Origin of the sequence: Bombella apis, from assembly GCF_018221685.1 — a bacterium.
Taxonomy (GTDB): domain Bacteria; phylum Pseudomonadota; class Alphaproteobacteria; order Acetobacterales; family Acetobacteraceae; genus Bombella; species Bombella apis.
Genome location: NZ_JAGJTM010000006.1, coordinates 36,800 through 59,849, shown reverse-complemented (window position 1 = coordinate 59,849; position 23,050 = coordinate 36,800). Strand labels below are relative to the sequence as shown.

Here is a 23,050-nt window from a genome sequence, read left to right as displayed (position 1 = left end):
AGGACAGCCATCAGGAAAGATGCCCTTCATGACCGATACATCACTTAAAAGCCCATTCCTGCGGGAAGCCCAAGCCCGTGGGATGATCTTCCAGTGCACCGATTTCGAGGCGCTGGACGAGCTGATGCTGGCAGGTCCCGTTACGGCCTATATCGGTTTTGACCCCACGGCAGACTCCCTGCATGTGGGCAATGCCATGTCGATCATGATGCTGCGGCTGCTCCAGAAGCACGGGCACAACCCCATCGCCCTGATTGGCGGCGGCACGGCAAAGATCGGTGATCCCTCCTTCCGTGATGAGGCCCGCTCCCTGATGACGGACGAGACCATCACCCACAATCTTGCCGGGCTGCGGGCCTCTCTGGGACAGTTTCTGGATTTTGAGGATGGGGCGTGCCGTCTCGTCAACAATGCGGACTGGCTGGACAGGCTCTCCTACATCAGCCTGCTTCAGGATGTCGGGGTGCAGTTCTCCGTCAGCCGGATGCTTTCCTTCGAAAGCGTGAAGCAGCGGCTGGACCGGGAACAGGGACTGACTTTCCTTGAATTCAACTATTCCATCCTTCAGGCGTTCGACTTCCGGGAGCTGTACCGCCGCCACGGGGCCATTCTCCAGATGGGCGGGTCCGACCAGTGGGGCAACATCGTCTCCGGCATCGACCTGGCCCGCCGCACGGATGGGGCACGCCTGTTCGGGCTGACAACGCCGCTTGTCACCACCTCCTCCGGGGCCAAGATGGGCAAGTCCGCCAACGGAGCCGTGTGGGTCCGCAAAGAGCGGCGGCCTGTCTTCGATTACTGGCAGTTCTGGCGCAACACCGAGGATGCCGACGTGGGCCGCTTCCTGAAGATGTTCACGGACCTGTCCGTGGAGGAATGTGAACGCCTCGGTACGCTGGAAGGGGCAGAGATCAACGAGGCCAAGAAGATTCTGGCCACCGAGGCCACGGCCATCTGCCACGGCCGTGAAGCCGCCGAGGAAGCTGCCGAAACCGCCCGCAAGGTGTTCGAGCAGGGCAGCGTCCAGGCCGCCCTGCCGGAAGTTGCCGTGCCCGCCAGCCTGTTTGCCGAGGGCGTGCCTGCCTTCAGGCTCTTTGCAGAGGCAGGCCTGGCCGCCAGCGGGGGCGAGGCACGCCGTCTTATCCGTGGCGGTGGTGCCCGGCTGAATGACGTCGTCATCAAGGATGAGAACCAGACCGTCACCCCCGCCGACCTGACGGACGGCACGCTGAAACTGTCCTCCGGCAAGAAGAAGCACATCCTCATCCGGGTTGGGTAACCGCACACCACGCCGTCAGGGAGGGAAAGCAGCGCCCTCTCTGGCAGCATGACATGCCGCAACACCTCTGGACAAAACTGACGGTATGTGATCCGCTTATCCCTCATTCTTAATATAGGGTTAATGCTGTGAATCCGACTGAAATTTACGATGCTCTCTCGGACCTCACCTCTCAGCCCTACGATGCCAGCGCATTTCCCTACGAGTTTGCCCTTGCTACGGATGCCGCAAAAGCAACCGTGGACAGGCTTCGCAAGGGGGCAACGAACCGTTCCGACCTCTCCGGCGGGGTTCTGCTGAGCCGCCGGTTCCATTTTGCCCCAGCCGGAGAGACGGAACAGGCGACGGTTGATGCCGTTCTGGACCAGCTAAAAGCCTCCACCCGCAACAAACAGGCGAAACCGGCCATCCTCCTCACGACGGACGGTACCATGCTGGCCGCTTTCCATCCTGCCAGCGGGGAGAGCCTCCATTGTCCGCTGAATGAAATGGCCAAACATTTCGGCTTCTTCCTCCCTGCTGCCGGCAAAGAACGTTACCGTGCCGTGGAGGAAAACCCCGTTGACGTGCAGGCAACGGGCAAGCTGGCCAGACTGTATGATGCCCTCATCCGGCATAACCCGGAATGGAAGGACCCCAGCCACACGCACATCATGAACCAGTTCATGATGCGGCTGATCTTCTGCCTGTTCTCCGAGGATGTCGGCATCTTCCCCAAAGACCAGTTCAGCCGCCTCGTACTGGATTATGGCGGGAAAAAAGGTGAGGCCCTGCATACGGTCCTTCAGGCAGGGTTTGAGGCCATGAACCTGCCAAAGGACGAACGCAGCCACCTGCCAGACTGGACGGCCCCGCTGGAATACGTCAATGGCGGGCTGTTTGCTGGGGACATCGCCATACCGACCTTTGATGTCACGGCCTTCCGCTACCTGAAGGATGCCTGTGCGCTGGACTGGAAGGACATCAACCCCGACATTTTCGGTTCCATGATCCAGTCCGTGGCGGATACGGGCATCCGGGCCGAACTGGGGATGCATTACACATCCGTCCCCAATATCCGCAAAGTCATCGACCCCCTTTTTCTGGATGGTCTACGCAGCGATATCCAGAAGGACTGGGACAAACCCGCTGCCCTACAGAAGCTCCTGCACAAGCTCGGTCATATCCATGTTTTTGACCCTGCCTGCGGTTCCGGGAACTTTCTTGTCGTTGCCTATCGCCAGCTGCGGGAACTGGAAATGACCCTCCTGCAACGGCTGGCGGCGCTGAACGGCAATGACACAATGGAGCTGTTTTCTGCCATCCCGATTGCCAATTTTCACGGCATAGAATGTGCCGATTTTGCTGCAGAAACGGCCAAGCTGGCACTGTTCATTGCGGAATATCAGGCCAATGCTCTCTTTGCAGAGCGTTTTGGCCGTGCCATTGCCTCCCTGCCACTGCGGGAGGCCGCCCATATTGTCTGCGGCAATGCGCTGCGGCTCGACTGGGAAGCCGTCTGCCCGCCACCGGGGGATGGTGAGCTGGTGTACATCATCGGCAATCCGCCTTTTCTGGGTTCAACATACCAGAAGGCAGAACAGAAAAAGGATATGGCCATCACCTTCTCCGGCTCCGTGAAAAACTATAAGGGGCTGGATTATGTGGCGGCGTGGTTCTTCAAAACCGCCCGTTATATTCAGGGACGGCAGGCGGAAGCGGCTCTGGTCTCCACCAACTCGCTCTGCCAGGGGCAGGCCGTCAATGCTCTCTGGCCCGACCTGTTGGGGGAAGCGTTAGAAATCAGCTTTGCCCATACCTCCTTCAAATGGCGCAACAATGCCAGCCATAATGCCGCTGTCATCTGCATCATTGTCGGGTTGAGAAACCGCCCGGAACCCAAAACCATCGCAACACCAAAACGGCTCTTCACCGGGGAGACAGAGCATCAGGCGCAGAACATCAATGCCTATCTGCTGGATGCCCCGGACGTGTACATTGAAAAAGCCAGCAAAAGCCTTTTCAATCTGCCTGAAATGTTACGAGGCAATCAACCCACCGATAACGGCCATCTCCTCCTCTCACCAGAAGAAAAAATCCAGCTCCTGCAACAGGCCCCACAGGCTGAGCCCTTCATCCGGCGTTTCATGGGGTCTAAAGAAGCAATCAACAACCTTGAGCGTTATTGCCTCTGGATTGATGATGCAGAGCTGGAACAGGCAAGGCAGATTCCGCCCATTGCAGAACGCATAGAGGCTACATATGCGGCCCGTCTTGCCATGAAAGACGCCCGCAACAACCAGAAACTGCTGGACCGGCCTTGGCAGTTCAGGGAGCATGACGCCCCACAAAACCACGCCTACCTCATTCCCAGTGTCAGCTCGGAACGCCGCCCCTATCTTCCGACCATACGGGTCAAGTCTGACACAATTTCCTCCAACCTCAACTTCGTCCTCTATGACGCCCCGGAATGGTGCTTTGCCCTGCTGGTTTCCCGCCTTCATCTGGCATGGATCGGCTCAGTCTGCGGCAAACTAGAAACACGCTTCCGCTACTCCAACACGCTCGGCTGGCACACCTTCCCCGTGCCTGCCCTCACGGAGGCAGACAAAGAGGCCCTGAAGCAGTCCGGGCGGGCGATCATGCGGGTACGGGCGTACTACTTCGACAAAAATCTGGCCGAACTGTACGACCCGGACAAAATGCCTGCCGATCTCTGGGAGGCCCATCAGGCCAATGATGCCCTGCTGGAGGGGCTGTACAACAAGGGCCAGCCCTTCACCAACGATACGCAACGGCTGGAGCATCTCTTCCGCCGTTATGCTGCCCGTGTGGCACAAAGCCGAAAGAAACAGACCGTCCGCAAAAAACGTTCCACGACAAAGAATCAAAAGGGCTGACCCGATGGCAAACATGCTCACCATGACCTATGGCCACAGCAAGGCAGGTACCAACGCACAGGGGATGCGCCCCATGCAGGAGCGTGTCTATAATGTCCGGCAGGCCCAGCATATCCTCCTCAAGGCCCCGCCTGCCGCCGGGAAAAGCCGTGCCCTCATGTTCGTGGCATTGGACAAGATGCGCCACCAGCATGTGAAAAAGACCATCATCTGCGTGCCGGAAACCTCCATCGGCGGCTCCTTCCGCAGCACATCCCTCCCTGGTTTTGAATGTGACTGGGTGGTGGAAGACCGCTGGAATCTCTGCCTCGACAGTGACGAAAGCTCCCCCCGCAAGGTGCGGGCTTTTCAGGATTTCATGAAGGATGACACGGCACAGGTGCTCGTCTGCACCCATGCCACTTTCCGCTTCGGGTATGATGCCATTGCCGCACAGGATGATGTGGCCTGTTTTGATTCCTGCTTCATCGCCGTGGATGAGTTTCATCATGTCTCGGCTGATGACAATAACCGCCTCGGCTTTATCCTGAGGGAGCTGCTGAACCGGGACCGCTGCCACCTCATGGCGATGACGGGCAGTTACTTCCGGGGGGATTCCATCCCCGTTCTCCGCCCGGAGGATGAGACCCGCTTCACCCCCATCACCTACAGCTATTATGAGCAGCTGGAGGGTTATGAGTTCCTCAAGACGCTGGGCATCTCCTACGAGTTCTATAAAGGCACCTACATCAACGGGCTGAAGGATGTTCTGGACCCCACACGCAAGACCATCATCCATATTCCGCACCGTGGATCATCCGAGGCCTTTGGTGACAAATATGATGAGGTCGGGCAGATCATCGACCTCATCGGCACGGTTGAAAGACGGGACCCGGAAACCGGCTTCGACATCATCCGCCGGCCTGATGGCCAGCTGCTCAAAGTGGCTGACCTTGTGGATGATGGCCCCAACCGGGACCTCATCAAGGCCAGCCTTGCCAAAACCATCACCGGGCCAGATGGCAAACGGGATGACGAAGCCGACCGGGCCAAGGTGGACATCATCATCGCCCTCGGCATGGCCAAGGAAGGGTTCGACTGGGTCTGGTGCGAACATGCCCTGACCATCGGCTACCGTTCCTCCCTCACGGAGATCGTCCAGATCATCGGCCGGGCCACACGGGACGCCCCCGCCAAAACACGGGCTGTCTTCACCAATCTGGTTGCCGAGCCGGGGGTGGAGACGCAAATCGTGCAGGATGCCGTGAATGACATGCTCAAAGCCATTTCCGGCTCCCTGCTGATGGAACAGGTGCTTGCACCGAATTTCAAGTTCTACAGGCGGGAAGACGGCGATATCCGTGCTCCTGTCAGCACGGATGCACAGGGGCATGTCACCATTGGCATCCACAACCTTGATGAACCGCCGACCCAGCGTGCCCGTGACATCTGCGAAAGGGACATGAACGACCTTGTCGCCACCACCCATCAACATATGTCCAGCCGTGCCCTGAACCCCGGCACGGCCCCCGAGGTCCTCAACCAGCCCATGCTGACCGGCATCATCGAGAAACGCTACCCTGATCTGACAGAGGATGAAACGGAATCTGTCCGGCAGCAGCTTTCCGCCCGCATCAATCTTTCCACACTGGCCCGGCAGACCCTTCAGGAAACGGATACACCCCCAGCACCACCCCACGGGAGCGGGTCTTCATCCGGGGCGGGCACCCCTCCCACCACAGAGACCACAGAGGAAGACAAGACGGCCAGCGCCCCCAACACGTTGCTCAGCCTCGTCCAACGACTCATCAACGTAAAAGAACTCGATATTGAGCTGATCGACAGCGTCAACTGCTTCCGGGAACGGTTTGAAATCATCTCCCGCGACATGGACGCCCCCCTGCTGGCACAGATCAAGACCGCCTTCACCGCCCAGCGTTACCCCATGGCGACTGAGGAGGCCATTGCCCTCTGGCCCCGCATCAAGGCTTTTCGTGACCAGGAAGGCCGTATGCCAGACAGCCATTCACCCGATGAGCTGGAGCAGCGTCTGGCCATGGCTCTGGTTCATCTTGCCAGAGAAAAAGCCAGGACTCTCCGCCAGCAGCAACAGGGCTGACCTGATGAAACGTCTCACGCTGAACGATATTTTTACAGAAGATGATGAACTCGGCCTGCTTCCGGTTGATACCTCCTCAGCCCGCACAGGGCAGACCAACCGCAGGACAGGACTGGACCTTCTGAAGGAAGCAGAACGTTTTGTCGAAAACAATGGCAGACTTCCCAGGCACACGGCTGAAAATCACGAAGAAATGTGCCTCTCTGCCGCACTTGATCGTCTGGCCCAGAACCCCTCCCCGGCCATAAAGAAAGCTGACAGGCTGGGGCTGCTTGCCAGACCAAACCTGCCATCATCCCCCCCTCTGCCCGACTGGCGGGATGAGCAGGCCTTCACAGACATCCCCCACACACTGAAAGATATTCTCGATGATGATGATCTGGAGATGGATACCAGCATCTTCAGCCTCCGCCACTCCAGCCCCGCCGCAGAACGGGCCGTGCCGGAGCATCAGGCCACCATCACGCCCTGCGCCAATTTTCAGGATTATGAGGCCCTGTTCGAGACCGTACAGCAGGAGATAACCAACGGCCTCCGTACGGCAAGGCGTGTGAGAAAGAATCAGATTCTTGAACCTGCAGAAGGCGATTTCTTCATCCGCAACGGTTTGATCGCCTATGTCGCCGAGAAGTACGAAAAGACCTATCGCCATGGCGACAGAGAGCATCGCCTGCGCATCATCTTCTCCAATGGGACGGAAAGCGACCCGCTCATGTCGTCCTTCCGTAAATCCCTGACAGAGGACAAAACGGCCCGGTTCATCTCCCGCATCGGCCTTGGGCCCCTCGCCGGGAGCGAGACCGTGGCCAACGCCACCGGTACCATTTACGTTGCCCGCTCCCTCTCCGAAGTTCCATCAATCCGTAAATTGCGGGGAAAACTTTACAAGATCGGCGTCACAAGTGGTGACGTTCGCCGCCGGGTCGCTGATGCCCGCAATGACCCCACCTTTCTCATGGCCCCTGTGGAGATTGTAGCCACCTATACGCTGGTCAATCTTTCCCATCGCAAGGTGGAAGACTGCCTGCACCGCTTTTTTGCCCCCTCACGGGCAATACTTCACGTCCGGGACCGACTGGGAAAACAGATCTACCCGAAGGAATGGTTCCTGCTCCACGCCGAACTGGTCGGCCAGGCAGCCCACCTCCTCCAGAAGGGCACCCTCCACCTCCATACGTATGATCCCCATCAACAGGCCATCATCCGCAAGGAGGCGTCTTCCTGACACCCTTATAGTGGGACATGCTCCAGCACCCAGTCCACCTTCTGCTGGCGTCTGGACGCTTTGGCGGCCCTGCCCCCGGCTTCAGTTGCCTCTTCCTCAGCAGGCGTCAGGGGACGGCCAGGGCAGGACTGGACGACAATCTGGGCTGTCTGTTCCGGCACGCCCCGTCCCATGTAAAGATCATCCTCCAGCATGATCACCCCACCTGTCTGACGGAAACGCCACAGCTCTGAGGGCGCATGGAGCAGGATATCATCATCCTCCCGCTCCACACGGACATCGGGATGGATGTGGAACCGCAGCATGAAAGACACATCCCGCTCCCCCTCCACCGTTTCACTGCCACGCAGCTCCTCCCCGGATGGTTCCAGAAACAGGGAACGGGACCAGAGGACACCGTAGGACGGGTAGTACCCATTATGCGACAGATGGAGTTCCTGAACACGACCCTGCCGTTTCTGTTCGCAGCGTACCTGTGAGGGACGGCGGGTCACGTGGCCATCATTCCCGAAATCGGACGAGGATTCACCATCCACGACCAGAATCGTATGCGCTGCCGAACTGCGCAGGGCCCGCCGCCAGGGGCCGCCCTCCGCTGCCCCACAATTGACGAACAGACGCTGCCGGTCGTGGGAGAACTCAAAAGACAATGTACCGGCATGGGCCATACCATCCATTCCCTGCGGCGGTGGTGCGGCGGCATCCACCAGCAGCAGGGCCCTTCCGGCTGTCAGGCGGGCAAAACCGCCCCGGCTCAGGCTGGAGGCCACTACCTTGTATCGCTCTGCCTGCTCCAGCAGAGCCTGCACGGCTTTCGCACCACGCTCCTGCGACCCATTGAACAGGGCCAGCCCCCCATCCCCATGGCAGAAGGCCCGCAACACGGCACAGGCCCGCCCCAGCATCACCGGGACACAGTCCGGCGGCATCCACTGCAACGTGGTGAACATGCCCTGAATGGCTGTCAGCTCCTGCACGCAACGATACTGGGCCTCCGGGCTGCGCTCGGCCACAATGCCCTCATCACCCAGCAGGCGCTTCAGCTCCAGCGGCAGCTGCTGCTCAAACCGTTTGAAGAACCCATCATAATACGGCACGGCCATATAGACGGCCAGCAAGCCCCGCAGAACAGCCAGCCCTTCCCACCCCATGGGAGGCAGAGGCAGCATGGCCGAAAGACGACGGGCCTCCTTCACGGCGGCATCCAGCACCAGCTGCTGCGTCCCTTCCGTAGCCGTGGAAAGGCAGAACTCATAATGCCCCAGCCAATTGGCCAGCCGCCGCCCCATCACGCTGCTTTCCCGGGCAACAGGGTCAGCCGGGGGGCGGTCTGCCCATGATGCCACCATGGAGCGCGCCAGAAGCCGGGCTCCATTCGTACCAAAGGTCCGCAGGTCCTTCAGCCAGTCAAACCCATAGAACCAGCGCCGGACATCCTCCGGCCAGCTATTGCTCTGCCAGACCCCCCGCAGGGGCAAGCTGTAGGTTTTCTGGGCAAAACGGAACACACCCCCCGTCAGCAGGGCGCCCTGGTCCACATCGCCCTCTTCCCTGTCCTGATAGAGACAGACAGGGCTTGTCCCCTCATGCTGCCGCTGGGGCAGGGAGACGAGCAGCAACCGGAAATACCGCCTGAAGGACCTAAACAACCATCATTCCCCTGATGGGGCCAGTGTGGCAGGCTTGGCCGCCGCACGCAGGCCCCGGATCGCTGCCGCCCGGTCATCCCTGCCGAAAATGGCTGAACCAGCCACCAGCATGGTTGCTCCGGCTTCTGTCACCAGTGGGGTGGTGGTCTCATCAATACCACCATCCACACCCAACACGATGTCACGGCCGCTCTGCCGGATCATCCCGGCAAGGGTCCGTATCTTGGCCAACTGGCCATGCAGGAATTTCTGCCCTCCGAAACCAGGATTGACCGTCATGACCAGAATGATGTCCACCATGTCCATGACCTCGGAGAGAGCCTCCGGCGGCGTGGCAGGGCAGATGGCCACACCTGCCTTGCAACCCAGCGCATGGATGCTCTGGAGAGTACGGTGAAGATGGGCATTCCCCTCCACATGCACGGTGATGTGGTCCACTCCCGCTTCTGCCATGGCAGCCAGATAGGGATCTGCCGGCTCGATCATCAGGTGGGCATCAAAGCGCGCCCTGCTGTGAGGGCGCAGCGCCTTGATGACGGGCATACCAAAGGAAATGTTCGGAACAAAATGCCCATCCATGACATCAAGATGTAGCCATGGTGCCTCCGCCACACTGCCCATTTCATGACGCAGATTGGAGAAATCGGCGGCAAGCAGGCTCGGTGCGATGATGGGCATGTAACCTCTCTCTGAAAACTGAAGATGCATATTTTCATCCGATATTGGCAGAATAAGGCTTTTTTACAAGAGAAGCCCATTTTGCGCCGGTACATGGCCATTCATTTGTACAGAGATGACAGAAAATGGACACGATCTGCCTTCTCTGCTAACAGGGGGCAATGTTCCGAGGGGTGCCTTCACCATACAAGGCTGAGAGGATGGGGCCGGCCCATCCAACCCTTTGAACCTGATCCGGTTCGTACCGGCGAAGGGACAGGAAAACAGCACGGAACGGGATGTCCCCGTCATCTCCCCTGAACTGACGCCTGCACAGCGAACCTTCACCATCGTGCTCCGAAGGCGAAGATTCCATGCGCTTGTTTTTTTCCAGCCACAAAAAGGCCCCTCTCTTTCTGCTCCTGTGCAGCCCCGGCTTGGCACTGGCAGACTCAGGAAAACCGACTCATCCGTCGGCGGCACACCACCACCCGGCCCAACAGCCTTCCCATGCCAGACCGGCCAAAGCCGTACAGGCCAAAAAGGTGGAATACATCACTACCCGGGCGGCCCCGGAAACCGTGCAGCGGGGCGGCGGGCTGATCCAGCCCCAGCATGGCACGCAATCCATCAGCGAGGTGGGCCGGAGCTACATGGACATACAGGCGCCTACGGCCTCGGCCTTCCAGCTCGTGTCCGTCCTGCCGGGTGCCAATGTCATGACATCCGACCCCTTCGGCATCTCGCCCAACACCAACATCAGCGTCCGCGGCCTGAACGGTGATGCCCTGGGCTACGTGCTGGAGGGCATGCCGCTCAACGATGTTGCCTCCTATGGCGGGTACCCCAACCAGTTCGCCGATACGGAGAATTACAGCAAGGTCGGTCTCCAGCAGGGATCGGCCGATCTGGACAGCCCTGTCCTCAACGCCGCAGGTGGGCTGATGAAACTCTCTTTCCTCGACCCGTCCCTGAAGCCCGGTGGGCTGGCCTCCTTCTCCTACGGGTCCTTCAATACAAGGCGGGGTTTCATCCGGCTGGAAACGGGTGAGATAGGCCATAGCGGCGTGAGAGGCTTTGTCTCCTACTCCAACACACATGCGGATAACTGGCGCAGTGGCGGCTATGATACCCGCCAGCATATTGATTTCCGGCTGCTCAAAGAATGGGGGCAAGGCAATCAGGCGGGCATTCTGGGGTCATGGAACAGGGCCAATACCAGCTATTATCCCTTCACCTCCCTTGAGGACTGGAAAACCTACGGCACCCATAGCGGCAAACTGACCCAGCATTTCGAGCCCGGCGAGAACAGCACCAGTTACTGGCGCCTCTCCCGCGACCCGGAGGAGACGCTTTATGTCGGTGCGCCGGTACATCTGCACTTCAACCAGCGTTTCTCCTTCGACATCACCCCCTATGCCCAGCGGGCTTATGGCAACTTCCCCTATGGCTCTACACTTTCCAGCACGGGGAATTATTACGGCTCCCAGCCCGTCACCTCCCTGCCCGTGACGGACGGCCAGACCGTACGGGCGGATTACACCCAGCGCAGCTACCGCTCTGGCGTGAACATGGCTCTCCATGCCCGATATAAATGGAACGACTTCGTCATGGGCTACTGGTACGATTATTCAGACGATAACGAACCGCAGCCCTTCACGGCTGTCGGAAGTGATGGCTCTGCCGCCAATATCTGGGCGGACAAAAAACGCAGCCGCATCCTCATGCCGGATGGCAACCCCTATCTGGCCGGGAGCTTTCACACCATGTCCCAGACCAATGCCCTCTATGTGGGAGACCACATCTCCCTGATGCAGGACAGGCTGGTGATGGATATCGGCTTCAAAGAGGTCATGCTGCATCGCTGGGGGACCAATGACGTACCCGGGCCGCAGCGCAACATCTCCAGCAACAGGCAGGAGCCCCTGCCACGCTTCGGAATGCGCTGGAACTTCACGAAACAGGATCAACTCTTCCTCAACGTGAACACCAACTTCCGGACACCGGCTGTTCCCACTTATTACAACAGCTATGCCGGTGTGGATGCCAATGGCGTACCCAACGGTTCCATCAGTCAGGCCGGAACCAACCGCCTGAAGAATGAATATTCCGTCTCCGAAGAGTTCGGCTACCGCCGCACGGGAGACTGGCTGACAGCCAGCCTGACCTTCTTCAACTATAATTTCCGCAACCGGCAGGTACAAACCGGGGAAGCGAGCAACCCCAACATCACCACGACCATCAATGCCGGGAAACAGACCTCCCGTGGTGTGGATGTGGAGCTCGGTACACGCCCATGGCACCATATCAGCCCCTATGCGTCCTTCGAGTATCTCCATGCCACCATCGACAACAACATCGCCGCCGGGAGCGACATCCTGCCCACAGCGGGCAAAACAGCCGTCCGCAGCCCCCATTTTCAGGCAGGAGCGGGCCTGCGCTATGATGATGGGCACTTCTTCAGCATGATCTCCATGCATTACATGAGCCATCAATATTCCACCTTCATGAATGACGAGCGCATCCCTGCCATCATGACAGCCGACCTGACCCTTGGTTACCGCTTCAACAATGTGGGCTTCCTGCATCAACCCACATTGCGGCTGAACCTGAGCAACATCAGCAACCAGCGTTATCTCTCGGGCATCAACTCCACCACCCTGAATGCCCATGACACGACCGGCCTTCATGGCGGGCGGGTCAGCGGCTCGGCTCCGGGGTATTACATCGGGGCACCCTTCGCCGCCCTTGCCAGCCTGACAGCCGGGTTCTGAGCATGTCGGCACGCCCCCTTGGTCTGGAAAGCGGTTACAATGGCTGCGTCTGGCCTCCCCTGACAGACGGTGACGTCACGGCCCTTCTGCCGCACTGGGGCGTCCGGCCCGCCCGGAATCCCCTCCTCTGGCACAGCCGCCGCCCCTTCTCCGCCTCGGCCATCGTGGCGCTGGAAGATGGGGGGCGGCTGTTCCTCAAACGCCACGGACGTGCCCTGCGCTCTGTGGAAACACTGACGGAAGAACACCGCTTCGCCAGCCATCTGGCAAAGCGGGGCCTGCCAGCCGCCGCCCCACTGCCCATGCTGGATGGCCGGACCGCCCTGGCCACGCCCGAGCATACCTACGAAGCCTTCCCCCTTTACACGGAGCAGGACGCCTATCGGGGGCTGGACTCATGGCGGCCCTATCACGACACGGCACAGGCGGCTTCCAGCGGAACACTTCTGGCACGGCTGCATCAGGCCAGCGAGGGCCATCAGGCCCCACCACGCCATGACCCACCCCTCATTTCCGCCCGGCATCCCCTGCTGGGCGACAGGCTGGCGGACAGCCTGATCCCGTGGATCACCCGACAGGAAGGGCTGACAGACACATATCCCCTCTCATCGCTGCAACGGGATGTCCTGCCCCTTCTGACCCCGTTCCATGAAGCCCTGCTCCCCCTGCTGCCAGAAGACCGCCCCCTCTGGGGGCATGGGGACTGGCACGGGGCCAACCTCCTCTGGCACAGGGAGAGTAATGGGCTCGTGGCTGCCCGTGCCTTCGATTTCGGCATGTGTGACCTGACCAGTGCCAGCTTCGACCTCGCCGTGGCTATGGAACGCAGCTTCATCAGCTGGCTGGCCCCGGATGGCTGCCCGACCGTGCATGAGGAGCAGCTGAGGGCCTTCCTGCACGCCTATGATGTCCAGCGGCCCCGCAGCCCTGCCGAGAAACGCCTCACCGCCTGCTGGCTGCCCCTCTGCCACGTCACCTTTGCCCTTTCAGAGGTTGCCTATTACGGCCATGTCCTCGGCAACAGGAACGCCGCCGACATATCCCGGCGGGATTACCTCATCGGCCATGCACGCTGGTTCCAGACGGAGCGTGGCCGGGCCCTGCTGGCCATGCTGGAAAGAGACTGACCCATGACGGAACTGATCGCCGCACTGCTCAGTGCCTCCGGCGTCTGGCTGACAGCACAACGCCTCATGATGGGCTGGCCCATCTCCCTGCTGGCAACGCTCTTTTATGGCACGGTGTTCTTCCAGGCCCATCTCTATGCAGACACGGTGCTGCAAGGTGTCTTCAGCATCGCCATCCTCTATGGCTGGGCCTTGTGGGCACGAGAAAAACAGGCCGGAGGGAACCTCCGCCAAGATAGGCCATCCAGCCCGGCAGATGACCTGCCCGCCCGCCCTCTCGCCTTCAACCGGGCCATGTTGGAGACGGGCTTCTTCCTGATTCTCTCCATTTTATGGATTCTGGCCCTGCAACGCTGGAGTGACGACCCAACTCCTCTTCTGGATGGAGGGCTGAGCGGAGCCAGCCTGCTTGCCCAGCTCTGGACAGCCCGGCGCCACCGTGTGAGCTGGCTGCTCTGGTCCGGCATTGACGTGATCTATACGGGCCTGTTCATCAACCGCTCTCTCACCATCACGGCCCTGCTCTATGCCGGCTATACCGGCCTCGGCCTCTACGGCTACTGGAAGTGGAAACGCTGACCCCCCGAAACAGGCAGGACCGTTCCTACTGGTTCATCCGATCCAGCTCTTCCGGCGTGAGACGCTGGATGCGGACGGGTTTCCCGCTGGAATCATAATAGACGATGGCTGCCCCACGGCGTTCGCCATAGCCATCTGGCTGACCACTTTTCTTGCGGAACAGCAGGCGGTTCCGCTCGGGCTGCACGGTCACCTCATCACCCCGGGGAACAAAATGAAACATGCTATAATCGGCATGTACCCTGGGCAGGGACGAGCCGGGCATCGGCTTTCTGACAACCGAATCAGCCTCATCAGCCTGCGCAGGAGCCAGTCCGGCCACGCCCATCAGCATCATGCCAGTTCCTGCCAGCAGGCCAGCCTGTTTCATAAAACGCATATGCCGTCTCCCCTCGGCCCGACCCCTTACAGATGGCCGGGTGGTGTGCTTGATGTCCCCTGGCTTTTGCGGCTCCAGCCGCCACCCAGGGCACGATACAGCGTTACCATGTTCTGAAACCGTGCCGCCTCGACCATGATGCGGGTCTGCTGGGCCTGATAGAGCTGGCGCTCCTGCACCAGCGTGGTCAGGTAACTGTCGATGCCAGCATGATAGCGCATCCGGGCGAGATCGTAAGCCCGCTGGGCCTGTGTTTCCAGCACGATCATATGACTGTCCTGCCGACGGTATGTCTCCCGTGCTGTCAGCGCATCGGACACTTCCCGGAAGGCCGACTGGATGGCCTTCTGATATTCGGCAATGCCCTGCTTCAGCTTGGCCTTGGCCGTCCGCAGGTTCCCTTCATTGACACCCCATGTCAGCAGCGGGATGCTGATGTTGGGGGAGACGCCCCATGTCTCGGCCAGATGGCTGAACAGGCGGCGGAACTGGAGAGAACTGGTCCCCTCGCTCGCCGTCAGCGTCACACGGGGATAGAAAGCGGCCCGGGCCGCCCCGACAGAGGCATGGGCCCCCAGCAGGCTGTGCTCGGCCGCCATGATGTCAGGCCGCTGCTGCAACAGGTCGGACGGCAGACCGGCTGGCAGGTCGGAAATCATCGTCTGCCGTCCCATCGGGAGGGGCGGCGGCAGGTCTGCAGGCAGGGGCGTGCCGACGAGCAGCTGCAACGCATGTTCGTCATCCGCCACAGCCCTTGTTTCCTTCTCCTCGTCAGAACGGGCCTGCTCCAGCTCGGTCGCACTCTGGGCCAAGGTCAGGGCATCCAGCTCGCCATGATCATATTCCAGCTTGTTGAGACGCCATGTATCCGCCCTCGTACGGGCTGTACGGTGGGCGAGGTCCAGCAGACGCCGATCCGCCAGCCACTGGATGTAGGTGCTTGCCACCTGTGAGACGGTGGTGATCCACAGGTTCCGCAGATTCTCGACCGTGCCCAGCGTCTGTTCCTTCTGGGCCTGGCTCAGATTGCGGATGCGTCCCCAGAGGTCGATCTCATAGGACGAAAACCCGATGGACGTCTGATAGAAACGCAGTGTGGACACCGATGTGCCAGACCCCGGTGCGAAGGCGAACCCGGCCGTATCGGACGGCCCCACATACTGTGCACCACCCCCGACTGAAATGGTCGGGAACAGGGCGGCATTCTGCACCTGATACTGCCCCTGTTCGGCCGCCACGGCGGCCATCTGGGCAGCAAGGTCCCGGTTGTTGGCAAGGGACAGACCAATAAGGGCCTTCAGCCGTGGATCAGTGAAGAAATCTTCCCAACCAAGATCGGACACCTGCTGATGGGCGGGCTGGCCCGGCCTAATCTCTGCATCGGCCGGGTAGGTCTGCGAGACGGCCGCATCCGGCCGATGATATTTCGGAGACAGGTTGCAGGAAGTCAGCAGCAGGCTGCCCAGCCCCATCATCCCTGCAAGAACGGCCCTGTTCCTGCCGTGCTGCTTCATGGTCATGCGTGATCTCCTTCCTGCCCTGCATGAGGCTGTTCCGAAAGCCGCCTGACCCTGAAGAGACGCAGCACAACCACAAAGAACAGCGGCACGAAATAGATGGCCAGAATGGTAGCGGTAAGCATACCGCCTACCACACAGGTCCCGATCGCCACACGGGAGGCTGCACCGGCACCCGTGGCAATAGCCAGTGGGAACACACCGCAGACGAAAGCTATGGAGGTCATCAGAATGGGACGCAGACGCTCCTGCCCGGCCTTCATGACAGCATCTTCCAGCGTGTCGCCCTGCTCATAAAAGGCCTTGGCGAATTCCACGATCAGGATCGCATTCTTCACGGCCAGCCCCACGGTTGTCAGAAGCCCGACCTGGAAATAGACGTCATTGCTCAGTCCACGCCAGAGTGTCGAACCGATGGCCCCCAGCACGCCCAGCGGCAGCACGAGCAGCACGGCAAACGGGATGGCCCAGCTCTCATACAGGGCAGCCAGACAGAGCAGGATCACAATGGCCGCCAGCGCATAAAGCGGCCCCGTAGCGTTGCCGGACGCCAGCTGCTCAAAGGTCAGGCCCGTCCATTCATGCCCCACTCCCGGCGGCAGGGTCTTGATGATCTTCTCGATTTCCTCCACCGCACGGCCGGAACTGACCCCAACGGCAGGCACACCCTGAATCTCATAGGAATTCAGGCCATTATAGTTTTCCACCTTCTGCGCACCGAGAATCCAGTGGCCCGTGGCAAACGCATTGAAGGGTACCATGTCCCCCAGATTGTTGCGGACATACCAGCGGTTCAGGTCCTCTGGCGTCATGCGGGAGAAAGGCTCACCCTGGATATAGACCTGCTTTACACGGTCATTGCGGGTGAACTGGTTGACGTAAATCGAGCCGAAGGCCCCCTGGATCGTCGTGTTGAGCTCCGCATTGCTGATGCCCTGTGCATTGGCCTTCTCACGGTTGAGGTCCAATACAAACTGGGGGGCATCTTCCAGCCCCATCGGGCGCACAGCGGACAGAAGCGGATTTTTGGACGCCGCTGCCAGAAGCTTGTTCCGGGCGGCAAGGAAGGCCTGATGACCGATATGGCCGTTATCTTCCAGCTCCAGATCGAACCCGGTGGCATTACCGAGTTCCATCACCGCAGGGGGGTTCAGGGCGTAAATCTGCGCTGCCGGATCCCCCCAGAAATGCCCCATGATTCTGTTGGCAATGGCCATGCTGGAATGTGCATAACCAGGCCGCTTGTCCCACGGTTTCAGCCTGATGAAGAACGCACCGGCATTCTGCCCCTGCCCGGCGAAGCTGAAGCCATTCATGGTGAAGACGGATTCCACATCCCGGCCATAGGTCTTCAGCACGTATTCGGTGATGCGGTGGTTGACGGCCCCCATCTGCGCATCGGTTGCCCCGGCAGGCATGCTGACCTGCCCGAAAATGAGGGCCTGATCCTCGTCTGGCAGGAAGCCCGTCGGCACCTTCATGAACAGGAAGCCCACCAGCCCTGTCAGGGCCAGGAAAACGATCATGGCAGGGGTGCGGAAATGCAACATGCGGCGCACGCCACTGACATACCGTTTCGTCAGCCAGTCGAACCGCTCATTGAACCAGACTGCCGGACGGAAATGGACCTCATGTTTCATGGGTTTGAGCATGGTGGCACAAAGAGCCGGCGTCATGACCATGGCCACCAGAACGGACAGCCACATGGCCGCCACCACCGTGATGGAGAACTGACGGTAAATCACCCCGGTGGACCCGCCAAAGGCGGCCATGGGCAGAAACACCGCACTGAGGACCAGCACGATACCCACCAGCGCTCCAGAAATCTCATCCATGGATTCACGGGCGGCGTCCCGTGGGGAAAGGCCCTTTTCGCTCATCACACGTTCGACATTTTCCACCACCACGATGGCATCATCCACCAGCAGCCCCACAGCCAGCACCATGGCCAGCATGGTCAACGTGTTGATGCTATAACCCAGCACCGACAGGATGCCGAACGTTCCCAGCAGCACCACCGGAACAGCGATGGTGGGGATCAGGGTCGCCCGGAAATTCTGGAGGAAGACAAGCATCACGATGAAGACCAGCGCAATGGCCTCCAGCAGTGTCTCGATCACCTCCTCGATGGAGTGGGTAATGAACGGTGCCGTATCCAGCGGGTAGACGACCTTCAACCCCTTGGGAAAGAACTGCGACAGCTGGGCAATCTTCGCCCGGACGGCATCTTCCGTCACAAGCTGGTTGGCACCGGGGGCCAGCTTCAGGGCCATGGCCGTGGCCGGCCTGTTGTTGTAGCGGGACGTGAAATTGTAGCTCTGTGCCCCCAGCTCAACGTGCCCGATATCTCTCATGCGGACCTGGCTGCCATCCTGCTGGACCTTCAGCAGCATGTTGCTGAACTGTTCCGGTTCCGTCAGGCGGACAGGGCCGATGATGTTGGCATCAAGCCCGATCCCCTTGCGGGCAGGCAGGCCACCCAGCTCACCGGATGCCACCTGGATGTTCTGGCTCTGGATGGCACTCTGCACGTCACTCACGGTCAGGCCATATTTGTACAGCTTGTCCGGGTCCATCCAGATGCGCATGGCATATTCGGACCCGAAAAGCGTATGATCCCCCACACCGGAAATGCGGGACAGCGGGTCCATCACGTTGGACGCCACGTAATCCGAAATGTCCTTCCCGTTCATGCTCCCGTCAGTGGAGATGAAGCCGATGACGAGCATGAAGTTCTTGGCTGCCTTGGTGACACTCAGCCCCTGGCTGACCACATCGGGCGGCAGACGGGGCTGGGCAAGCTGGAGCTTGTTCTGTACCTGCACCTGGGCGATGTCGGGATTCGTCCCCTGCTCGAAGGTCAGGTCGATCTCCATATGGCCGCTGCCATAGGACTGGGCAGACAGATACTCCAGATGGTCCAGACCAGACATCTGCTGGAGGATGGGCCGTACCACCGTGTTGTTGACTGTATCGGCCGAGGCACCGGGATCATCCACACTGACAGCAATCTGCGGCGGAGCAATGGTGGGATATTGAGCGATTGGCATCTGTGTGATGGACACACCACCCACAAGCATGATGATCAGCCCGACCACCCAGGCAAAGATGGGGCGGTCGATAAAGAAACGTGACAGTGACATGGGCCGTTACTCCATCCCCAGATCAGCCAGACTGACCTCATGGGGTCTGACCTCCCCTTCAGGATGAACTTTCTGCAAGCCCTCAACGATCACCCTTTCCCCATCCTTCAAGCCTCTGGTAACCATCCAGCGGGCCCCAACTGTCTGCCCCAGCCCGACCATGCGCAGATGGACGTGATTCTGCCCATCCACCACCATGACATAAGGCTCACCCTTGGGCGTCCGCTGCACGCCAACCTGCGGCAGGAGCAGGGCATTCGGGTCGCTGCCCTCCTTGATGTGGGCATGGACGAACATGCCCGGCAGAAGCAGCTTGTCCGGGTTGGGCATGACAGCACGCATCACCAGCGTCCCCGTACCGGGATCGACCGTCACTTCAGAAAGTTTCAGCTGACCTGTCTGACCATAGGTGGAGCCATCTGGCAGTTCCAGCGTCACGGCGGCCTCGCTGCCGTTCCGCTCCAGCTGGCCAGATGCCAGCTCACGCCGCAGGCGGATCATGTCTTCTGCCGCCAGATTGACATCCACATAGATCGGGTCCAGCCGTGTAACCACGGCAATGGGGTTACTCTGATTGGCCGTGACCAGTGTGCCTGCCGTGTAAAGCGTCCGGCCGATGCGTCCATCAATTGGTGACTGCACATGAGTGTAGTTGAGATTGACCTGGGCCGTTTCGACGGCGGCCTGTGCCTGCACCACCTCGGCATCCGCCTGACGGGCCGTAGCCAGCGCATTGTCATATTCCTGACGGCTGATGGCCCTGGGCCCGACAAGAGCCTTGTAACGCTTCAGCTGGGCATGGGCACGGATGGCGCTGGCCTGGGCCTCCATCAACCGCCCGCGGGCCTGGTCATACGCCGCCTGAAACGGTGCAATATAAATCTGATAGAGAGGCTGCCCGGCCTGTACGTCCTTGCCCTCCTCAAAGGTGCGGGAAACGAGCACGCCGCTGACCTGCGGGCGAATCTGTGCCTGTTCGTAGGCATCCGTCCGACCCGGGAGTGATGTTTCCAGCGGAACGCTCTGCCTGTGCAGTGTCATGACGGCAACGGACTGGGGCGGCGGTGCTGGGGGCGTTTTCTTCTGACATCCGGCCAGAACCCCAAAACCCAGCAGGGCCGTACTGCCATAAATGACCGTCTGGGACAGACGCACAGCCAGTTTCGGGCGGAACATGAGCATAAACGTGACGGCCTCTCTGAGGAATGGACATAGGGCAACAAAGCTACAGGCAAAAAAGACCGCCTGCACCATATCACGCCATGAAAAAAACGTAGTGGAAGAGGAAACTATCCAGTTTCCTCCCCGCCGGTCAATCCCATCCCTGCTCTCTTCTCACAAAAAGATCATGAAAACGGTCTCTTTTCATGCAGGGCTTGACAGACCCATGCCGGAATCGGGCACAAGGCAAAACTTCTTCTTCCATCTCGCAAGGAGCGTGGTGCCATGCAGCCTCATGATGACACGGACCGCCGCAGCACCATTCTCCGGGTCGCCTGCACGCTGCTGCAACAGCAGGGCTACCATCACACCACGATGGACCATATCGCCCACCATGCAGGAATGTCGAAAAAGACGCTCTACCTCTTTTTCCCCTCCAAACGGAACCTGCTGGAACAGCTCCTGCTCTCCGAGCTTTTTGTCCCGCTTACCCCCTCCCCCATCCCGGAAACCGGGATGGAAGACCAGCTCCGTGCCATGGTGTTCCAGATGGCGGAAATTCTCCTCTGCGAAAAACGCCTCGGCCTGATGCGCACCATCATCGGTGAAACAAACCGTTCCCCCTCCATCCAGCAGCTCATGACAGAGCTCTTCCATAACGCCGGCAGCAAGACAAACATCCAGAACTGGCTTGAGGTACAGAAAAAGGCCGGACTGCTGCATTTTGGCAATGCTGCCGATGCCGCAGACCACCTTTTCAGCCTGACCATCGGCGGCCCCATCCTGTCCCGGCTTGCCCATTGCGGGCCGGCACGTGACAGGGAAAACCTGCACCATTATCTGGAAGAAGGACTCCGCATATTCCTGCATGGATGCCGCACCAGAGCCAGCATGACAGGCATGGCAGACCAGTAACCGCAAAATAATAGGTTGTTAAAAGTTTCTTTCCTTCCGCTGCGCATTGGCAAAGCCTTTAGTGTTAGTTATAGAATCTATTCGTAAAACACATGGCAGACCAGACGGAAGCGAAAAGGTATCACCCTGCCGGGCCATGGGCCTTCTAGACCGACCATTGCAGGATCATCGCATGACTACATCTCCCTCCGACCAGACCAGACCCAGACAGGCCAGCGCCACGGATGAAGGTTACCAGAAAGATCTGAGCCGGCGGCATGTGCAGATGATCGCCATCGGTGGAGCCATCGGCACCGGTCTGTTCCTGGGGGCGGGGTCCCGCCTCCAGATTGCTGGGCCGTCGCTGGCCATCACCTATGCCATCTGCGGTATCTGTGCCTTCATGATCCTGCGGGCCATGGGGGAACTGGTGATGTACCGGCCCAGCAGCGGCAGCTTCGTCACCTATGCCCGTGAGTTTCTTGGAGAAGGCGCCGCCTATGCGGCTGGCTGGTTTTTCTTCCTCAACTGGGCCATGACCGGCATCGTCGACATCACGGCCATTGCGCTTTACATCCATTACTGGCCGATGTTCGGCCATATTCCCCAGTGGCTGATTGCCTTGGGAGCTCTGGTTGTGGTCGGAGCGGTGAACCTCACAGGCGTGCGGTACTTTGGTGAGATTGAATTCTGGTTCTCACTGGTAAAGGTCCTCACGCTGGTCATCTTTCTGGGCGTGGGCGGTTATGTCCTGCTGAGCGGCACGCACGTCGGCTCATACACGCCGGGTCTCCATCTCATTGCCGAGTCCGGCGGCATCTTCCCGCACGGAGTCGTTGCCTCGCTGATGCTGATCCAGGGTGTCGTCTTTGCCTATGCTGCAACAGAGCTGATCGGCATTGCCGCCGGTGAGTGTGAAAACCCCCGCAAGGTCGTCCCCAATGCCGTCAACAGCGTGATCTGGCGCATTGTGGTTTTCTATGTCGGGTCTGTCGCCCTGCTGGTCTGCCTCATGCCATGGTCGGCCTACCATGCCGGAGAAAGCCCGTTCGTCACCTTCTTCCACAAGCTGGGCCTGCCTGCTGCTGACAGCATCATGAATTTCGTGGTGCTAACGGCCGCCCTCTCCAGCCTCAACTCCGGCCTGTATTCCACAGGGCGTATCCTGCGTGCCCTGGCCCTTGGTGGCTCTGCCCCACAGGCCATGAGCAAGCTGAACCGCAATGCCGTCCCTTATGTGGGGATCGGAGCAACACTCTTCATCTATCTCATTGGCGTACTGATGAATTATCTGTACCCTACGCAGATTTTCGAGATCGTGCTGAGCATCTCGTCACTGGGCATTCTGGGGACATGGGCGACCATCCTGCTCTGCCAGCTGCGCCTGCACAGAGCCATAAAACAGGGGCGCATTGCCAGGACAGGCTTCGCCATGCCGGGAGCCCCCTATACAGGCTGGCTGACACTGGCCTTCCTGGTGATGGTCCTGGTCATGATGGCTTTTGATTATCCATCCGGCACCATCACGGTTGGTTCCATCCCTGTTCTGGCCCTGATCTTCTATGGCGGCTGGCTGCTCCTGAAACGCAATGATGACGAAGCCGAGTCCTGAGGGACCCGGCATCCCGCCATCACACAAAACCCCCGGCAGAGCCTGAGCCTGCCGGGGGTTTTTCATGTCTGCTGGCT

Annotated in this window: 15 protein-coding genes and 1 riboswitch; of the genes, 9 read left to right on the top strand and 6 right to left on the bottom strand. The window is 59.7% G+C overall.

The features are described 5' to 3' along the window. Positions 1 to 28: 28 nt before the first annotated feature. The 4 genes from tyrS (at position 29) to J8Z04_RS09205 (ending at position 7,481) form a co-directional block, all read left to right on the top strand. On the top strand, positions 29 to 1,279 hold the full coding sequence (gene tyrS, locus J8Z04_RS09220) for a tyrosine--tRNA ligase (RefSeq protein WP_192848785.1): 1,251 nt from the start codon (positions 29 to 31) through the stop codon (positions 1,277 to 1,279). A gap of 128 nt (positions 1,280 to 1,407) precedes the next feature. Continuing rightward, a complete protein-coding gene (locus tag J8Z04_RS09215) occupies positions 1,408 to 4,158 on the top strand; it encodes a class I SAM-dependent DNA methyltransferase (RefSeq protein WP_192848784.1) in 2,751 nt (916 codons plus the stop codon). Between the two features lie 4 nt (positions 4,159 to 4,162). After that, positions 4,163 to 6,256 carry a DEAD/DEAH box helicase gene (locus J8Z04_RS09210; protein WP_192848783.1) on the top strand — a complete coding sequence of 698 codons (2,094 nt, stop codon included), beginning with the start codon at positions 4,163 to 4,165 and terminating at the stop codon, positions 6,254 to 6,256. 4 nt (positions 6,257 to 6,260) lie between these two features. Then, a complete protein-coding gene (locus tag J8Z04_RS09205; RefSeq protein WP_192848782.1) occupies positions 6,261 to 7,481 on the top strand; it encodes a GIY-YIG nuclease family protein in 1,221 nt (406 codons plus the stop codon). A gap of 5 nt (positions 7,482 to 7,486) precedes the next feature. Here J8Z04_RS09205 and J8Z04_RS09200 read toward each other — a convergent pair whose 3' ends face one another. Together J8Z04_RS09200 and rpe are read right to left on the bottom strand one after the other, a co-directional pair. Further along, positions 7,487 to 9,130 carry a heparinase II/III family protein gene (locus J8Z04_RS09200; protein ID WP_192848781.1) on the bottom strand — a complete coding sequence of 548 codons (1,644 nt, stop codon included), beginning with the start codon at positions 9,128 to 9,130 and terminating at the stop codon, positions 7,487 to 7,489. A 3-nt stretch (positions 9,131 to 9,133) separates the two neighbouring features. After that, on the bottom strand, positions 9,134 to 9,808 hold the full coding sequence (gene rpe / locus J8Z04_RS09195; RefSeq protein ID WP_081847690.1) for a ribulose-phosphate 3-epimerase: 675 nt from the start codon (positions 9,806 to 9,808) through the stop codon (positions 9,134 to 9,136). A gap of 159 nt (positions 9,809 to 9,967) precedes the next feature. Beyond that, positions 9,968 to 10,082, top strand: a riboswitch (TPP riboswitch). Positions 10,083 to 10,161: 79 nt separating this feature from the next. Here rpe and J8Z04_RS09190 point away from each other — a divergent pair. The 3 genes from J8Z04_RS09190 to pnuC are packed head-to-tail and all read left to right on the top strand — an operon-like array spanning position 10,162 to position 14,267. Further along, the gene (locus J8Z04_RS09190; RefSeq protein ID WP_192848780.1) at positions 10,162 to 12,561 is read left to right on the top strand and encodes a TonB-dependent receptor; all 2,400 of its coding nucleotides are present in this window, start codon (positions 10,162 to 10,164) and stop codon (positions 12,559 to 12,561) included. 2 nt (positions 12,562 to 12,563) lie between these two features. Further along, entirely contained in the window at positions 12,564 to 13,688 is a 1,125-nt protein-coding gene (locus J8Z04_RS09185) for a phosphotransferase enzyme family protein (RefSeq protein ID WP_192848779.1), read from the top strand. A gap of 3 nt (positions 13,689 to 13,691) precedes the next feature. Beyond that, positions 13,692 to 14,267 (top strand): nicotinamide riboside transporter PnuC, encoded by a 576-nt coding sequence (gene pnuC / locus J8Z04_RS09180; protein WP_192848778.1) that lies wholly within the window; start codon positions 13,692 to 13,694, stop codon positions 14,265 to 14,267. Between the two features lie 25 nt (positions 14,268 to 14,292). Here the strand turns inward: pnuC and J8Z04_RS09175 are convergent, their stop codons facing one another. The 4 genes from J8Z04_RS09175 to J8Z04_RS09160 are packed head-to-tail and all read right to left on the bottom strand — an operon-like array spanning position 14,293 to position 20,488. Beyond that, positions 14,293 to 14,646, bottom strand: coding sequence for a hypothetical protein (locus J8Z04_RS09175; RefSeq protein ID WP_052349007.1), 354 nt, complete (start codon positions 14,644 to 14,646; stop codon positions 14,293 to 14,295). Between the two features lie 26 nt (positions 14,647 to 14,672). Continuing rightward, positions 14,673 to 16,160 carry an efflux transporter outer membrane subunit gene (locus J8Z04_RS09170; RefSeq protein WP_192848796.1) on the bottom strand — a complete coding sequence of 496 codons (1,488 nt, stop codon included), beginning with the start codon at positions 16,158 to 16,160 and terminating at the stop codon, positions 14,673 to 14,675. Positions 16,161 to 16,162: 2 nt separating this feature from the next. Then, complete coding sequence (locus tag J8Z04_RS09165) at positions 16,163 to 19,306, bottom strand: efflux RND transporter permease subunit (RefSeq protein ID WP_269474922.1); 3,144 nt, start codon at positions 19,304 to 19,306, stop codon at positions 16,163 to 16,165. Positions 19,307 to 19,312: 6 nt separating this feature from the next. Then, positions 19,313 to 20,488: an efflux RND transporter periplasmic adaptor subunit gene (locus J8Z04_RS09160; protein ID WP_081847692.1), complete on the bottom strand. Its 1,176-nt coding sequence runs from the start codon at positions 20,486 to 20,488 to the stop codon at positions 19,313 to 19,315. A 264-nt stretch (positions 20,489 to 20,752) separates the two neighbouring features. On the opposite strand from J8Z04_RS09160, the gene J8Z04_RS09155 reads away from it, so the two are divergent. Both J8Z04_RS09155 and J8Z04_RS09150 read left to right on the top strand, forming a co-directional pair. Beyond that, positions 20,753 to 21,382, top strand: coding sequence for a TetR/AcrR family transcriptional regulator (locus J8Z04_RS09155; protein WP_192848777.1), 630 nt, complete (start codon positions 20,753 to 20,755; stop codon positions 21,380 to 21,382). 172 nt (positions 21,383 to 21,554) lie between these two features. Then, positions 21,555 to 22,973, top strand: a complete 1,419-nt coding sequence (locus tag J8Z04_RS09150) for an amino acid permease (protein ID WP_192848776.1) — start codon at positions 21,555 to 21,557, stop codon at positions 22,971 to 22,973. Positions 22,974 to 23,050: the final 77 nt, after the last annotated feature.

Excerpts from the sequence above, each read along its gene's own strand:
- pnuC (WP_192848778.1), top strand. The coding sequence starts at position 13,692 with ATGACGGAACTGATCGCCGCACTGCTCAGTGCCTCCGGCGTCTGGCTG.
- J8Z04_RS09190 (WP_192848780.1), top strand. The coding sequence starts at position 10,162 with ATGCGCTTGTTTTTTTCCAGCCACAAAAAGGCCCCTCTCTTTCTGCTC.
- J8Z04_RS09185 (WP_192848779.1), top strand. The coding sequence starts at position 12,564 with ATGTCGGCACGCCCCCTTGGTCTGGAAAGCGGTTACAATGGCTGCGTC.
- J8Z04_RS09210 (WP_192848783.1), top strand. The coding sequence starts at position 4,163 with ATGGCAAACATGCTCACCATGACCTATGGCCACAGCAAGGCAGGTACC.
- J8Z04_RS09150 (WP_192848776.1), top strand. The coding sequence starts at position 21,555 with ATGACTACATCTCCCTCCGACCAGACCAGACCCAGACAGGCCAGCGCC.
- J8Z04_RS09175 (WP_052349007.1), bottom strand. The coding sequence starts at position 14,646 with ATGCGTTTTATGAAACAGGCTGGCCTGCTGGCAGGAACTGGCATGATG.
- J8Z04_RS09170 (WP_192848796.1), bottom strand. The coding sequence starts at position 16,160 with ATGAAGCAGCACGGCAGGAACAGGGCCGTTCTTGCAGGGATGATGGGG.
- tyrS (WP_192848785.1), top strand. The coding sequence starts at position 29 with ATGACCGATACATCACTTAAAAGCCCATTCCTGCGGGAAGCCCAAGCC.
- J8Z04_RS09160 (WP_081847692.1), bottom strand. The coding sequence starts at position 20,488 with ATGCTCATGTTCCGCCCGAAACTGGCTGTGCGTCTGTCCCAGACGGTC.
- J8Z04_RS09165 (WP_269474922.1), bottom strand. The coding sequence starts at position 19,306 with ATGTCACTGTCACGTTTCTTTATCGACCGCCCCATCTTTGCCTGGGTG.
- rpe (WP_081847690.1), bottom strand. The coding sequence starts at position 9,808 with ATGCCCATCATCGCACCGAGCCTGCTTGCCGCCGATTTCTCCAATCTG.
- J8Z04_RS09205 (WP_192848782.1), top strand. The coding sequence starts at position 6,261 with ATGAAACGTCTCACGCTGAACGATATTTTTACAGAAGATGATGAACTC.
- J8Z04_RS09155 (WP_192848777.1), top strand. The coding sequence starts at position 20,753 with ATGCAGCCTCATGATGACACGGACCGCCGCAGCACCATTCTCCGGGTC.